Annotated in this window: 12 protein-coding genes; 6 read left to right on the top strand and 6 right to left on the bottom strand. The window is 68.1% G+C overall.

Features of this window, described 5'->3' with window-relative positions; all coding sequences use genetic code 11:
• Positions 1-54 precede the first annotated feature (54 nt).
• The 3 genes from AC07M8_RS08915 to AC07M8_RS08905 form a co-directional block, all read right to left on the bottom strand.
• The gene (locus tag AC07M8_RS08915) at positions 55-912 is read right to left on the bottom strand and encodes a TorF family putative porin (RefSeq protein WP_267396101.1); all 858 of its coding nucleotides are present in this window, start codon (positions 910-912) and stop codon (positions 55-57) included.
• 282 nt (positions 913-1,194) lie between these two features.
• Positions 1,195-2,397: a cystathionine beta-lyase gene (gene metC, locus AC07M8_RS08910; RefSeq protein ID WP_495173984.1), complete on the bottom strand. Its 1,203-nt coding sequence runs from the start codon at positions 2,395-2,397 to the stop codon at positions 1,195-1,197.
• Positions 2,384-3,241 carry a sulfurtransferase gene (locus AC07M8_RS08905; RefSeq protein ID WP_495173983.1) on the bottom strand — a complete coding sequence of 286 codons (858 nt, stop codon included), beginning with the start codon at positions 3,239-3,241 and terminating at the stop codon, positions 2,384-2,386. The genes metC and AC07M8_RS08905 overlap by 14 nt, the downstream gene beginning before the upstream one ends.
• A gap of 165 nt (positions 3,242-3,406) precedes the next feature.
• Here AC07M8_RS08905 and AC07M8_RS08900 point away from each other — a divergent pair, with 165 nt between their 5' ends.
• The 4 genes from AC07M8_RS08900 (at position 3,407) to AC07M8_RS08885 (ending at position 8,692) form a co-directional block, all read left to right on the top strand.
• Positions 3,407-4,414 carry a zinc-dependent alcohol dehydrogenase family protein gene (locus AC07M8_RS08900; RefSeq protein ID WP_495173982.1) on the top strand — a complete coding sequence of 336 codons (1,008 nt, stop codon included), beginning with the start codon at positions 3,407-3,409 and terminating at the stop codon, positions 4,412-4,414.
• 92 nt (positions 4,415-4,506) lie between these two features.
• Positions 4,507-4,953 (top strand): preQ(1) synthase, encoded by a 447-nt coding sequence (gene queF / locus AC07M8_RS08895; RefSeq protein WP_495173981.1) that lies wholly within the window; start codon positions 4,507-4,509, stop codon positions 4,951-4,953.
• Positions 4,954-5,086: 133 nt separating this feature from the next.
• Positions 5,087-7,357: a glycosyltransferase family 4 protein gene (locus tag AC07M8_RS08890; protein ID WP_495173980.1), complete on the top strand. Its 2,271-nt coding sequence runs from the start codon at positions 5,087-5,089 to the stop codon at positions 7,355-7,357.
• Positions 7,358-7,408: 51 nt separating this feature from the next.
• Complete coding sequence (locus AC07M8_RS08885) at positions 7,409-8,692, top strand: glycoside hydrolase family 130 protein (RefSeq protein ID WP_267396155.1); 1,284 nt, start codon at positions 7,409-7,411, stop codon at positions 8,690-8,692.
• Between the two features lie 207 nt (positions 8,693-8,899).
• Here the strand turns inward: AC07M8_RS08885 and AC07M8_RS08880 are convergent, their stop codons facing one another.
• The 3 genes from AC07M8_RS08880 to AC07M8_RS08870 form a co-directional block, all read right to left on the bottom strand.
• Positions 8,900-9,193 carry a hypothetical protein gene (locus AC07M8_RS08880; RefSeq protein ID WP_267396095.1) on the bottom strand — a complete coding sequence of 98 codons (294 nt, stop codon included), beginning with the start codon at positions 9,191-9,193 and terminating at the stop codon, positions 8,900-8,902.
• Positions 9,194-9,253: 60 nt separating this feature from the next.
• Entirely contained in the window at positions 9,254-11,224 is a 1,971-nt protein-coding gene (locus tag AC07M8_RS08875) for an OPT family oligopeptide transporter (protein ID WP_495173979.1), read from the bottom strand.
• Positions 11,225-11,314: 90 nt separating this feature from the next.
• Entirely contained in the window at positions 11,315-12,139 is an 825-nt protein-coding gene (locus AC07M8_RS08870) for a helix-turn-helix transcriptional regulator (protein WP_495173978.1), read from the bottom strand.
• A 97-nt stretch (positions 12,140-12,236) separates the two neighbouring features.
• Here AC07M8_RS08870 and AC07M8_RS08865 point away from each other — a divergent pair, with 97 nt between their 5' ends.
• A complete protein-coding gene (locus AC07M8_RS08865; protein WP_495173977.1) occupies positions 12,237-13,115 on the top strand; it encodes an SDR family oxidoreductase in 879 nt (292 codons plus the stop codon).
• Positions 13,116-13,209: 94 nt separating this feature from the next.
• Entirely contained in the window at positions 13,210-14,520 is a 1,311-nt protein-coding gene (locus AC07M8_RS08860; RefSeq protein WP_495173976.1) for a homoserine dehydrogenase, read from the top strand.
• The last annotated feature ends 56 nt before the right edge of the window (positions 14,521-14,576 follow it).

The raw sequence follows: 14,576 nt of genomic DNA, 5'->3' as shown, positions 1-14,576 counted from the left end.
AGCAGCGCCGTGTAGCCCCGGCTCCCGCTGGTGCAGGAGCGCGGGTTTAGGTGATCAGAAGCTGGTGCCGATATAGGCGAGCACCGTCGAACCGCGGCCGAGCTGGCGGTCGAAATCGAAGCGGTGGCTGATGTCGGTGTCGACATAGCTCACGCCGACCTTGAACGGGCCGCCGACCGCCTCTGCCGTCACCGACCAGTCGAAATAGCTGTTGTCGTTGCTGTCGGGGATGTTGAGCGAGCCCAGCGATCCCTTGGAATAGCCGAGATGGCCCTTGAGCGTCACCGGCGTGGTCGGGATCGCCGCCGAGGCTTCGCCATAGACGTAGATGTTGTCATCGTTGCCGCCATGGACGTCGAAGCCCGACAGGCCCTTCTGGCCGCCCCAGGCATAAGCGGCGCCGAGCTTGGTGCCGACCGGACCGATCGTGTAGCTGATCGAGGCATAGGGCTCGAAGAAATCGGTGTTCTGCCCGTCGCGGCCGCCGGGGTAGTAATAATAGAGCAGCCCGACATCGGTGCCGATGCCGTTGGACAGCGTCTTGGTGAAGCCGCCGTAGAGATCGACCTCGGCGTCGCCATAGCCGGTGAGCGCGGGCGTCTTGCCCGAACCGTCGATGGTCGAGATGAAGGTGCCGACGTAGAAGCCCGGCCTGGTGTTGAGGTTGAGCGTGGTCTGCAGCGCCGCATCGCCGTTGGTCTGGGTGACGCCGCGGAAGCGATAGTCGCTGATCAGGGTGGTGCTGCCGGTGAGCTTGAGCATCGGCGTCGGCGCCGTCTCTGCCGCGGCGACGCCGTTCGGATCCGGCGCGGACGCGGGATCGCCCTTGGCGGGAGCAGTGTCTTCCTGCGCGAGGGCAGGGGTGGCGGCGATCAGTGCCAGGGCGCTGATCAGTATAGGGGTGAAGCGCATCGCATCCCTTTCGGATTCGAGAGGTCGATGTCCCCGCCTGCATGGCCCCGGGTGGCGCATCTCTCCGCGGCATGCGGAGGCGCGGTCTTGCCGGTGCGCCATTGGGATGACAGCCGTTGCCGCGACGCACAAGACTTTGTGAATACAACGCGGCTGAATTGTATGGTTATGTTGCTCGCGGGACGCAGGTCGCGCCAGCCCGTCATCCCGGCGCAAGCTGGGATCGCCACACAGCTCTTATCCCGCCATCGCCGAACACCCCAGCTTGCGCTGGGGTGACGGTCAGGCCTCTGCCGTCTTGAAGGCTGTCAGCCCTCGTTCGAGATCGGCGATCAGATCGTCGGGATCCTCGAGCCCGATCTGCAGGCGGACGATCATCCCTGGATAGTCGCGGCGCGAGACGGTGCGGATCCGCGCGGGATCGACCGGGGTGGCGAGACTCTCGAACCCGCCCCAGCTGTAGCCGATCCCGAACAGGTCGAGCGTATCGATCAGCGCTGCACGCGAAGCCTCGCTGCCCCCGTCGAGCACGAAGGCGAACAGGCCCGACGAGCCCTTGAAGTCGCGCACGAACAGTTCGTGGCCGGGGCAGGAGGGCAGCGCAGGATGCAGCACCTGCGCAACCTCCGGGCGATCCGCCAGCCAGCGGGCGATCTTGAGCGCGCTCGTTTGATGGTGGGCGAGGCGGACCGCCATGGTGCGCAACCCGCGGCTACCCAGCCACGCGTCGTCGGGGCTGGTGACCTGGCCGAGCTGGAAGCTGACCTCGCGCAGCGCATCGAAGCGACCCGGCGCGGCAGTGACGGCGCCGAGCATCACGTCCGAATGGCCGACGATATATTTGGTCGCGGCGAGGATGGTGAGATCGATGCCGCGCTCGATCGCGGGGAAAAAGAGCGGCGTTGCCCAGGTGTTGTCGAGCAGGGTGACGAGGCTGTGCTGCTTGGCCACCGCGACGATCGCCGGAATGTCCTGAATCTCGAAGGTGAGGCTGCCGGGGCTTTCCATGAAGATCGCCTTGGTGTCCGGCCCGATCAACTCGGCGATTCCGGCACCGATCAGCGGATCATAGAAGCGTGTCTTGATCCCGAAGCGCTGGAGCAGGGTCACCGCCATGTTCCGCGTCGGATCATAGGCGCTGTCGACCAGCAACAGCTCGTCGCCCGGCGACAGCACCGAGAGCAGCGCCGCGGCGATCGCGGCGACTCCCGAGGGGTAGAGGAAGGTCGCCTCGGCGCCCGGCTCGAGGCTGGTCAGCGCGTCGGCGAGGCTCCACTGCGTCGGCGTGCCGCGGCGGCCGTAGAACAGCTTGTGATGGGTATCGCGCCCGGCATTGGCGCGCAGATCCGCAATCGAATCGTACAGGATGGTGGAGGCGCGCCAGACCGGAGGGTTGACGATCCCGCCGGTCCATTCCTTGCGCCGGCCCGCGAGGACGACGCGGGTGGCGTCGCCCTGAGGGCGGCTGTTATCAAACTTGCTCAACGGTTTTCACAGCTCCGGTTGCTTTGGGGGTGGTGCGGTCGGCACCCCATTCGGACCAGCTGCCGTCGTAGATCGCGGCGCCCGATCCGAGCAGGTGCAGCCCGAAGGCGAGGACGGCGGCGGTGATGCCCGAGCCGCAGGTGGCGACCACCGCGCGGGCGGGGTCGATGCCGGCATCACGGAAAGCCGCCGCGAGGGCGTCTCCGCGCTTCCACCGGCCATCGGCCTCGAACAGCTTGCTGTAGGGCAGGCTGCGCGAGCCGGGTATATGGCCGGCGTCGGTGGCCGGGCGCGGATCGGGCTCCTCGCCGGTGAAGCGTGCGGCCGAGCGCGCATCGACCACCTGCTCGGCCTCGCTGGCGAGATTGGCGCGCATCTGATCGAGCGTGCGCACCGCACCCGCATCGGCCACCGCGGTGAACTGGTGATCATCGACCAGCGCGGGGCCGCTCGCCATGTCGCGTCCCTCGGCCTGCCAATGGGCAAGGCCGCCATCCAAGATCGCGACATCATGGGCGCCGAAGGTGCGCAGCATCCACCACGCGCGCGCGGCGGTGTGCCAGGGCGAGTTGTCGTAGAGGATGATGCGGCTGCCGTCGCCCAGCCCCAGGCCTTGCATGCGGCTGGCGAACGTCTCCGCCGACGGCATCATGTTGGGAAGGTCGGTTGCGGTATCGCGGAGCTCGGCGAGGTTCATGAACACCGCGCCGGGAATATGCGCCGCCTCGAACTCCGCCGCGGGATTGCGGCCGAGCGCGGCGTCCACATAGGTGGCGTCGACGATCCTCAGGTCGTTCGCGCCCAACTCCCCAGCCAGCCATTCGGTGGTCACCAACGCGTCCATGTGCGTCTCCATGCTGTGCATTGCCGGTGGGGCGGGGTGCCTCGGGGAGGGCTCGCGCCGGGTTGATAGCGCAGCGGGACGTTCGGCGTCGAGAGGCGGTGCCGAATGGTAAGCCACCTTGTCCGATCTTGTGCGTTGAACGCGCCGACAGACAGGAGCTGGTGCATGAAGGCGATGACGGTGAGAGCCCCGGGCGGGCTGGATCAACTGCGGGTGGAGGACCGCGCCGATCCGGGCGCGCCCGGCCGCGGCGAAATCAGGGTGGCGCTGCATGGTAGCTCGCTAAATTTCCACGATCTCGGCATTGTGACCGGGCGCATGCCGAGTGCTGACGGACGGGTGCCGCTCGCCGATGGCGCCGGGCTGGTCGAGGCGGTGGGCGAGGGCGTTGACGAGTTCGCGGTCGGCGATCTCGTCGTCTCCTGCTTCTTTCCCGATTGGCAGGACGGCGGCGCCACCGTCGGTGATTTCGCGCGGACGCCTGGCGACGGCATCGACGGCTTCGCGCAGGAATATGTCGTGCTGCCGGCAAGTGCGTTCACGCATGCGCCGCGCGGCTATGACGCGGTGGAAGCCGCGACGATCACCACCGCGGGACTGACCGCCTGGCGCGCGCTGGTCGCCGACGACCGGCTCAAGGCCGGCGACACGGTGCTGCTCCTCGGCACCGGCGGCGTCTCGATCTGGGCGCTGCAGATCGCGCGCGCGATGGGCGCGCGGGTGGCGATCACCTCGTCCTCCGACGACAAGCTGGCGCGGGCGCGGGCGATGGGCGCGGAGTTCACCGTCAACTACAAGACGACGGCGGAGTGGGGCGCTGCCGTGCGCGACTGGACCGGCGGCCGCGGCGTCGACCATGTCGTCGAGGTCGGTGGGCCGGGGACGCTGGCGCAATCGATCGAGGCGGTGCGGGTCGGCGGGCATATCTCGCTGATCGGGGTGCTGACCGGCGTCGGCGGCGAGGTGCCGACCGCGGCATTGATGGCCAAGCAAGCGCGACTGCAGGGCCTGATCGTCGGCAACCGGCGGCAGCAGCAGGATTTCGTCCGCGCGCTCGAGACGAGCGGGATCAAGCCGGTGGTCGATCGCCGGTTTGCGCTGGAGGATCTCGCCGCGGCGTTCCAGCATGAGATGGACGGCGGCCATTTCGGCAAGATCGGCGTGGAATGGTAGCGACGTAAGCCCGTGCGCCTGCGCGGACAGGCGCACGGGCGGCGGCCGGGTGCCTGGTTTTCATCGCCGCCTGCAACCCCTACATGGCGGCCATGACCCCTATGCATCTCGGCCAGGCCAGCGCGCTTCCCGCTTCACCGGAAGAAGCGGTGCTCGATTATGTCCCCAACCCGCGGCTCGGCAGCCTGTATCTGGTGCGCTTCGCGGCGCCGGAATTTACCTCACTGTGCCCGGTGACCGGCCAGCCCGATTTTGCCCATCTGGTGATCGACTATGCGCCGGGCGAGACCATCGTCGAATCCAAGTCGCTCAAGCTGTTTCTCGGCTCGTTCCGCAACCATGCCGGCTTCCACGAGGATTGCACGGTGGGGATCGGCGAGCGCTTGTTCGCCGAGATGAAACCACGTTGGTTACGGATCGGCGGCTATTGGTATCCGCGTGGCGGCATCCCGATCGATGTGTTCTGGCAGTCCGGCGCCACGCCCGAGGGCCTGTGGGTGCCTGACCAAGGCGTGGCGCCCTATCGCGGGCGCGGCTGAGCGCGGCAGGCTGGGCGCATCCGCTGCGCTGCAACATCAATCCACCCGGCGTGCAACCTAATCGCTTGAAGCGTGTTCATCCTCTGGCAAGGATGTGGTGCGACCGCATTATTGCATCAGCGAGGGTGAGAGTATGGCGAAGTCGGCGGGTGTTGGATCCATCAAGCATCTGGCGATGATCGGCAACTTCCTGCCACGCCAATGCGGCCTCGCTACCTTCACCACGGATGTCTACCAGGCGATGCGCGATCGCTTCCCCGACGTGACGGTCGACGTCTACGCGATGGACGATCACCCGGGGCGCTATGATTATCCGGCCGCCGTCGTCGCCGCGATCCCCGAGCAGGAGCTTGCGGCCTATATCGCCACGGCGCGCGCGATCGAGACCAGCGGCGCCCAGGCGATCTGGGTGCAGCATGAATATGGCATCTATGGCGGCCCGGCCGGCGAGCATCTGCTGGCGCTGCTGGATCGCACCACGCTGCCGGTGATCGTCACCCTCCATACCGTGCTCGAGAAGCCGAGCGTCGACGAGCGCCGCGTACTCGAGCGGCTGCTGCGCCGCGCCGCGCGCGTGGTGGTGATGGCCGAGCGTGGCCGCGAGATCCTGCGCCGCGTGTACGCCGCCAACCCGCGCCAGATCGTGATGATCCCGCATGGCGTGCCGGATCGTGCGTTCATCGAGCCCGACTCGCTCAAGCCGCGGTTCGGCTGGGAAGGTCGCGAGGTCGTGCTCACCTTCGGGCTGCTCGCACCCAACAAGGGTATCGAGACGATCATCGAGGCGCTGCCCCAGGTCGCCGAGCGTCATCCCAATCTGCTGTACGTGGTGCTCGGCGCCACCCACCCGAACCTGGTGGCGCATGAGGGCGAGGCTTATCGCGATCGGCTGAAGGCGCTCGCCGAGGAGCGCGGCGTCGGCGACAATGTCGCGTTCGTCGATGCCTTCGTCGAGCATGACGAGTTGATCGATTATCTGCAGGCGGCGGACATCTATGCGACGCCGTACCTCAACCCGGCGCAGATCACGAGCGGGACGCTGTCCTATGCGGTCGGGGTCGGCAAGGCGGTGGTATCCACGCCCTATGTCCATGCCACCGAGATCCTCGCCGATGGCCATGGCGTGCTCGTCGACTTCCGCGATGTCAGCGCTTTTGCGCGCGAGATCGATCGGCTGCTGTCGAGCGAGCGCGATCGCGGCCGGCTGGCGCAGCGTGCCTATGATCGTGGCCGGACGATGATCTGGCCGCGGCTCGCCGAGGCGACGCTGGCCGAGACGGAGGCCGTGGTCGCCGCGCACCCTACCCGGCTCGCCCAGACTAGGCCTTCGGTTCGAGCGCTCAAGCCCAACTTCGCCGCGGTCGAGCGGATGAGCGACCTTACCGGCATGCTCCAGCATTCGATCTATTCGGTGCCCGATCGCCGCCACGGCTATTGTATCGACGACAATGCCCGGGCGCTGATGCTGGTGAGCGCGATGGAGGATCTCGATCCCGTCCAGCGCGACAAGTGGATGACGGTGTTTGCCTCGTTCGTCCAATATGCCTGGAACGCGGACGAGCAGCGCTTCCGCAACTTCATGAACTTCGACCGGACCTGGTGCGAGGACGTCGGCTCGGAGGATTCGAACGGCCGCGCGTTGTGGGCGCTCGGCGTCACCGCGCGCGATGCGCAGGATCCCAAGCATCGCGACTGGGCGGCGAACATGTACGATGCCACCGCCAGCCTCGCCTTCGGGCTCGGCTCGCTGCGCGCGCAATCGTTCGCGATGCTCGGTGCGGCGGCGATGCTCGAGGCGCGGCCGGGGCATGGCCTGTCGCTCGACATCCTCAACCGCTTCCCCGACGACCAGCTCGCGCTGCTCGCCCAAGCACGGCGCCCCGAGTGGCAGTGGTTCGAGATCGTGCTCGCCTATGACAACGCCCGCCTGCCGCAGGCGCTGATCCGCGCCGGCCAGGCGCTCGACCGGCCCGAGCTGGTGCAGTGCGGGCTGGAGACGCTGGACTGGATCGTCGGCAAGCAGACCTCGCCCGAGGGCCGTTTCCGAGCCGTCGGCACCGAGAGCTTCCATCGGCCTTATGCCGAGCCGCTGCAGTTCGACCAGCAGCCGCTCGAGGCGCAGGCGACGGTGGATGCCTGTGCCACCGCGTTCGACGCGACCGGTGACATGCGCTGGGTGGAAGAGGCCGAGAAGGCTTATGGCTGGTATCTGGGCCTCAACGACCTCGATCTGCCGCTCGCCAGCCCGGCCGATGGCGGCTGTTTCGACGGCCTGATGCCGACCGGATTGAACCGTAATCAGGGCGCTGAATCGATTTTGGCCCTGCAACTCGCCAGTTGTGCGATTTCGGGGCTTTCAAAGGCGGCCCAAGCCGTGGCAGGGGCGTCGCGCGTCGTAGCCTGATCGGCTGCGACGGCGTCACCCTTGATCAAGTTCGGCGAGGCTTTTCCAGCGATGGACCTGTTTACCCACCGCCTGCGGCTTCATGCCGATCCTTCACGTGTCGTCGTCCGGCCGTTCCACATCGCCTGGGGCGGCAAGGGCGGGGCGCCTGGCCGCACCGAGCGGCTGGTCGGCGAAGTGCTGGCGATGACCCCCGAGGAAGCCCGCGAGCAGCTCGAGGTCGTGCTCAAGGACTTCGAGGCACGCCACTGGCAGACGCGCCGCGTGTTCATGACGCGCTATGACGAGATCGAGGATCTGCTCGAGCTGAACGGCGCCGAGATCGGCGACGAGAAGCGCCAGCTGATCGGCGCCTATTTCTGCCACGAATATAGCTATGCCGCCGCCGCGCTGATGAACCCCAGCGCGGTGCCGCATTTCGACCAGTCCGGCATGCCGGAGGGATCGATGCGAATCCTGATGTCGCTGCGCGCGGTGGGCGAGGGGCACATCTCGTCCGTCGCCTTCCGCGAGGGCATCATCACCGACCAGAACCAGCTGCGCCTCGCCACCGAGCCGCCCTTCGCGACTGCGACCGACGTGGTCAGCGGGGGCGAGGAGGAGATGCCGGTCGGCCCGGTGACGGTGTACCGCCATCGCGATTCGACGCTGTCGGGCACGGTGATCTTCCCGATCACCCAGGCGCAGTCCAAGGGGCTGGAGGATCTGCGGATCGTCCACTTCCAGCATGAGGACGGCAGCTACGAATGGATCGGCACCTATACGGCCTATAACGGCTCGGTGATCCAGTCAGAGCTGATGCGCACCCGCGACTTCCGCGCGTTCGACCTAGTGCCGATGAGCGGCCCGGCCGCGCGAAACAAGGGCATGGCGCTGTTCCCGCGCAAGGTGGCGGGCCAGTATATGATGATCGGGCGTCAGGACGGCGAGAACCTGTTCCTGCTCAAGTCCGACACGCTCGAGCATTGGGACGAGGGCGAGAAGATCCTCGCGCCGCATTATCCGTGGGAGCTGGTCCAGATCGGCAATTGCGGGCCGCCGATCGAGCTCGACGAAGGCTGGCTGCTGCTGACCCATGGCGTCGGCGCGATGCGCAAATATTCGATCGGTGCGGCGCTGCTCGACAAGGACGACCCGTCCAAGGTGCTCGGCCGTACCGAGCTGCCGATCCTCGCCGCCAAGGACCAGGACCGCGAGGGCTATGTGCCCAACGTCGTCTATTCGTGCGGCGCCATCAAGCATGGCGACAAGCTGTTCCTGCCGTACGGCATTGCCGACAGCTCGGTGGGCTTCGCGTTCGTGCCGATCAAGGACATGCTCGCCGCGATGGTGTGAAGCGACGCGCGCTCTGCTCCGCATGGCGGTCCAGCGCGGCCGCCGCGCAGCGCCTGCCTGAGTACCCGGCTTTGCCGGCTGTCGGGGTGCCGCGTAAGCCGGCACAAGCGCCACCAGGGCAGCGTTAAACCAAAAGGGGCCTTGGCTCGCGCCAAGGCCCCCACAGCTCGATGTCAGCCCTGCCGATCGTCGGCAGGGCCGGATCTATCAGCAACCGCGGCGGGCGCGGGTGCGGTTCTTGTCGATATGACGGCCGAGCAGGCCGCCGCCGACGCCACCGGCGATCGTGCCGACCGTACCGCCGCCGAGCACGTTGCCGAGCACCGCACCGCCAACGCCACCAGCGATCGTGCCGGTCGCGCCATTGCCGCCACCGCAACGAGCGCGGCCGCGGTTGTCGTGATAGACGCGGTGATGCTTGCGGGCCTGGGCGACATCCGGGGCCACCATCGAGGTGCTGACCAGGGCGGCCAGGGCAGCAATCGCTAACTTGTTACGCATTCGTATCTCCTTTGACGAATGGCGCAACGCAGAGCGAGGCCAACGGTTGCCTCGCACCCGTCATGCAATCGCGATCCGCCGCGTATAGCGGTAAAGCCCGACGAGCAGCGCCAGGAAGGCAATCGTGCCGCCGATCAGCGCCGGGGTGGCAAAGCCGTCGCCGACCAGCGCCAGCGGCGCATCCGAATTGGTGAGATAGACGATCACCGCGAAGGCGACGCCCCACAAGCTCTCGCCGACGATCATGCCGGTGGCGGTGAGCACGCCCATCCGCTTGGCGGCCTCGGGATCGCCGGTGCGCTCGGCCCAACGATCGTAGAAGGCGCCGATCACCGCGCCGATCACCACCGGCAGCGTCACCGCCATCGGCAGATAGACGCCGAGGCCGACGCCGAGTGGGGGCAGGCGAAACTTGCCGAGCTTGCCCAGGATCTCGTCGGCGATGATGATCGCGGCGCCAACCAGCGCGCCGACGCCGATCATCGCCCAATTGAGATCGCCGCCGAGCACGCCCTTGGCCAAGGCCGAGATCAGCGCCGCCTGGGGCGCGGCAAGCGCATTGGGGCCGGCGCCCGGTGCGCCCTGGAAGCCGAGCGTGGTCGCGAGCAGCTCGAGCACCGGCGGCACCACCAGGCTGCCGAAGATCACGCCGATCACGAGCGCCACCTGCTGCTTCCACGGCGTCGCGCCGACCAGCTGGCCGGTCTTGAGATCCTGGAGGTTGTCGTTGGAGATGGTCGCAACGCCGAACACGATGCCGGTGACGATCAGCGCATAGGCGATCAGCGCCTGGCTGGTTTCGGGCGGGGTGCCGCGGCCGAACAGCCCGACCAGCATCAGCGAGGCGGCAAGCACCGAGAGGATGCCGATGCCCGAGACAGGGCTGTTGGAGGCGCCGATCAGCCCGGCCATGTAGCCGCACACCGCGGCAATGACGAGGCCGAGGACGAGGATGAAGAGCAACGCGCCGGCGATCAGGACAAAGGCCGAGCCCTGGAGCGGCCCCCCGGCGATCACCGACCAGAGCAGCCCGGCGATCGGCACCAGCATGGCGAGGCTGACGGTGACGACGACGCCGATCGACAGATCGCGCTCGCCGAGTTCCAGCACCGCACCGCTGCGCTTGGCGCGGCTCGCGGCGATCGAGGACTGGATGCCCGAGATCACCGGGCCGATAATCTTGACCAGCGTCCAGATCGCCGCGACGCCGATCACGCCGGCGCCGAGGAAGCGCACGTCGGTGCGGAACACCGCACCGGCCCAGGCCTCGGCGCTGGTGCCCGCCACCGCGGGAGCGAGCGCGGTGAGGATCGGCAGCGCCACCCACCAGCCGATCACCAGCCCGGCGAAGATGGCGATGCCCGCCGACAGGCCGATCAGATGCCCGGCACCGACCAGCGCGAACGACAGGCCGCTCGAGATGCCGGTCGCGCCGGCGCCGGCGCGGAAGTAATAAGCGGCTTCGGCGACGGCGATCTTGGTCTGGGTGAGGATCGCGAAGCCGGCCGAGACCAGGGCGTTGACGACGATCAGCTTGAGTCCGCGGCCGCTCTCGGCCTCGCCGGCGCGGCTGCCGGCGCCGACCAGCAGCACCTCGGCGGCGGCGCGGCCCTCGGGGAAGGGCAGATCGGTGTCTACCACCAACGCGCGGCGCAGCGGCACGGAGAACATCACCCCGAGGATGCCGCCGGTGGCGGTAATGCCGGCGGTGAGCAGATAGGGGAAGCCCGTCCACCAGCCGATCATCACCAGCCCCGGCAGCACGAAGATGATCGCCGCCAAGGTGCCGGCCGCCGAGGCGACGGTCTGGACGATGTTGTTCTCGAGCACGGTAGCGCCCGGTACGTAGCGCAGCACCGCCATCGAGATCACCGCGGCGGGGATCGACGTGGCGAAGGTCAGCCCGACCTTGAGGCCGAGATAGACGTTGGCCGCGGTGAACAGCAGCGTGATCAATCCGCCCAGCAGAATGCCGCGGAGGGTCAGTTCGGCGACCGGCCGGGCAGGAGGGGCGGAGGGTATTGTGGCCATTGATGATCTCGCCGCGTGGGAAAGGGACATGAAAGGCAGCGTTGTGGCACGGCTTGCCGGCGGGGGACAGGGGTGTCAAAGGCGGCAGCGTCAGCCCGTCCGCTTGCTCGCGACCAATGATCGGATTCGTTCCGCGTCGGCGGGCGTGACCGGGTTGTAGACCAGCATCGCCAGATCCGGCCGGCCATCGACCGCGAAGGCGGAATATTCCATCGGCAGGTCGCCGAGCACCGGATGGCGCAGGCGCTTCAATCCCTCACCGAACCCGCGGACGTCGTGATCGCGCCACATCGCCGCAAAATCGGGACTGGCTTGGGAGAGTTCATCGACCAGCGGCTGCACCGTGGCGGCGCCGGCGCGGGCGGCATCGGCCCTGAACACCGCGACGACGAAGCGGGCGACGCTCTCCCAATCGGCCTGGGCGGCGCGCGTATGCGGATTGAGGAAGATCAGCCGCAGGACATTGCGCTCGCGGGGCCGCAGCGCGCCATAGTCGGTGAGCACCGCGGCCGCTGCGGCGTTCCAGGCGATCACGTCCCAGGTCAAGGTTCGCACCATCGCAGGGCTCGCATCCATCGCATCCAGCACGCGCTGCAGCCGTGGGGTGACGCCTTCGCTGGCCTGATAGCGGATGTCGGGCGACCGACCGAGCCCCAGCAGGAAAATGTGCTCGCGCTCCACCTCGGTGAGCATCAGCGCATGGGCAATGCGATCGAGCACGTCCGCCGAAGGCGCCCCGCCGCGTCCCTGCTCCAGCCAGGTATACCAGGTGGCGCTGATGTTAGCGCGCTGCGCGACCTCCTCGCGGCGCAGCCCTGGCGTGCGCCGCCGGGTCGCGGCAAAGCCCAGGGCGGCGGGATCGAGTCGGCCGCGGCGATCCTTGAGATAGGCGGCGAGTGATGTGGCGCTCGGCACGATAAGCCTGTTAAACCCTATACCCGGATAAGCTCACTACTTTAACAGCATGGGATGCGCGGCGATAGAGGTGGCTCGTTGAAGAGGATCATCGTCCATGCATGTATTCGTAACTGGCGCGACCGGGTGGGTTGGATCGGCGGTAACAGAGGAACTGATCGCGGCGGGGCATCGGGTGACGGGCCTGTCGCGGACCGAGGCCAAGGCCGGGCCGCTGGCCGACGCCGGCGCGAGCGTGCTGCTCGGTACGCTGGATGACCATGCGCTGTTGCGCGAGGCGGCGGCGAGCGCCGATGCGGTGATCCACACCGCGTTCAATCACGATTTCTCCAATTTCGCCGAGAATGCGGCGCAAGACCAGCGCGCGATCGAGGTGCTGGGCGAGGCACTCGCCGGATCGGAGCGATCGCTGATCGTGACCTCTGGCGTGGCGCTGCTGGCGCCGGGGCGGGTTGCCACCGAGGCAGACCGGCTGCCTGATGATCATCCGTTTCCCCGGCGATCTGAGATTGCCGCGCGGGCGCTGGCGGCGCAGGGCGGGCGCACGACCACGGTGCGGCTGGCGCCATCCACCCACGGTCACGGCGATCACGGCTTTGTGCCGATTCTGATCGATATCGCGCGGCAGACCGGTGTCTCGGCCTATGTCGGCGACGGCGTCAACCGCTGGCCGGCGGTGCACCGGCTGGATGCGGCGCGGCTGTATCGGCTGGTGCTGGAGCATGGCGCGAGCGAGCCTGCCTATCATGCCACCGCCGAGGAAGGGATCGCCTTCAGGGACATCGCCGAGGTGATCGGTCGCCGGCTCGGGGTGCCGGTGGAGTCGCGCGACCAGGCGCATTTCGGCTGGTTCGGCAGTTTCGCCGCGCTGGACATGCCGGCATCGTCCGAGCGCACGCGGGCGCTGCTCGGCTGGGCGCCGACCGGGCCTGGATTGCTGCAGGATCTGGATGATCCGGCGTATTTCGGCGGCTGAACGGCGATCTGCCGCGTAAGCCGCGCCCGGTGGCCAGGTCTGGCTGCGCTGGCGTGCCTCGACATTCGCGGCCTGGCTCCGCTAGGCAGGTGGGATGAACACTATCTCTCCGCTACGCATCGCATTGGCAGGTCTTGGCACGGTGGGCGGCGGCGTGATCCGGTTGCTCGATGCCAATCGCGAGCTGATCACGCGGCGCGCGGGGCGGCCGATCGAGGTGGTCGCCGTCTCCGCGCGCGATCGCACCAAGGACCGCGGCGTCGACCTCAGCCGCTTCGCCTGGGTGGACGACACCCGCGAGCTGGCGACGCATGACGGCGCCGACGTGGTGGTCGAGCTGATCGGCGGCTCGGACGGGCCGGCGCTGACGCTGGCGCGCGCGACGCTGGGGGCAGGCAAGGGCTTCGTCACCGCCAACAAGGCGATGCTGGCCCATCACGGCCTCGAGCTGGCCGAACTTGCCGAGCAGGCCGGCGTGCCGCTCAAGTTCGAAGCGGCGGTGGCGGGCGGCATCCCGGTGATCAAGGGCATCCGCGAGGGCGCGGCCGCCAATGCGATTACCCAGGTCTATGGCATCCTCAACGGCACCTGCAATTTCATCCTCTCCAAGATGGAGGCGCCACGAGAGCAGGGTGGGGGCCGAGATTTCGCCGAGGTGCTGGCCGAGGCGCAGGCGCTGGGCTTTGCCGAAGCGGATCCGAGCTTCGACATCGACGGGGTCGATGCGGCGCACAAGCTGTCGATCCTCGCCAGCCTGGCATTTGGCACCCGGCCGGCCTTCGCCGATGTCGAAACGCAGGGCATCCGCCACGTCATCGCCGCCGATATCGCTGAGGCGGCGGCGCTCGGTTATCGGGTGCGGCTGGTCGGCGTCGCCGAGGCAGGGGCGCACGGGCTGTTCCAGCGGGTGCATCCGCATCTGGTGCCGATCGACCATCCGTTGGCGCACGTCACCGGATCGCTCAACGCGGTGGTCGCCGAGGGCAATTTCGTCGGCCGGCTGTTCTTCCAGGGACGCGGTGCCGGCGACGGACCGACTGCGAGCGCGGTGGTCGCCGACCTCATCGACATCGCCCGCGGCGAATATGGCGCAGCTTATGCGATGCCGGCGGCGTCGCTGGTCGACGAGCCCAAGGCGGACAGCGGCGAGCGGCGCGGGCGCGCCTACCTGCGCTTCACCGTGCAGGACAAGGTCGGCGTGCTCGCCGAGATCGCCGCCGCGATGCGCGATGCAGGCGTGTCGATCGAGAGCCTGATCCAGCGCGGTGCGATGGCTGACGGCGGCGTACTCGTCGCGATCGTCACGCACGAGGGGCCGGAACGCGCGGTGGCGCAGGCGCTGGAGCGATTGCGCGGATCGGCGAGCCTCGCCGGGGCGCCGTTGTGGATGCATATTCTCGGGTGACCGCCGGTCCAGTCGTCACCCCAGCGCACGCTGATGTCTGTTGCGGCTCCGGCTCT

It is taken from the genome of Sphingomonas sp. GW821-FHT09E03, assembly GCF_059416225.1.
This window is presented reverse-complemented; position numbering and strand designations above follow the sequence as displayed.

Excerpts from the sequence above, each read along its gene's own strand:
- AC07M8_RS08865 (WP_495173977.1), top strand. The coding sequence starts at position 12,237 with ATGCATGTATTCGTAACTGGCGCGACCGGGTGGGTTGGATCGGCGGTA.
- AC07M8_RS08880 (WP_267396095.1), bottom strand. The coding sequence starts at position 9,193 with ATGCGTAACAAGTTAGCGATTGCTGCCCTGGCCGCCCTGGTCAGCACC.
- AC07M8_RS08905 (WP_495173983.1), bottom strand. The coding sequence starts at position 3,241 with ATGGACGCGTTGGTGACCACCGAATGGCTGGCTGGGGAGTTGGGCGCG.
- AC07M8_RS08875 (WP_495173979.1), bottom strand. The coding sequence starts at position 11,224 with ATGGCCACAATACCCTCCGCCCCTCCTGCCCGGCCGGTCGCCGAACTG.
- queF (WP_495173981.1), top strand. The coding sequence starts at position 4,507 with ATGACCCCTATGCATCTCGGCCAGGCCAGCGCGCTTCCCGCTTCACCG.
- AC07M8_RS08885 (WP_267396155.1), top strand. The coding sequence starts at position 7,409 with ATGGACCTGTTTACCCACCGCCTGCGGCTTCATGCCGATCCTTCACGT.
- AC07M8_RS08900 (WP_495173982.1), top strand. The coding sequence starts at position 3,407 with ATGAAGGCGATGACGGTGAGAGCCCCGGGCGGGCTGGATCAACTGCGG.
- AC07M8_RS08860 (WP_495173976.1), top strand. The coding sequence starts at position 13,210 with ATGAACACTATCTCTCCGCTACGCATCGCATTGGCAGGTCTTGGCACG.
- AC07M8_RS08890 (WP_495173980.1), top strand. The coding sequence starts at position 5,087 with ATGGCGAAGTCGGCGGGTGTTGGATCCATCAAGCATCTGGCGATGATC.
- AC07M8_RS08915 (WP_267396101.1), bottom strand. The coding sequence starts at position 912 with ATGCGCTTCACCCCTATACTGATCAGCGCCCTGGCACTGATCGCCGCC.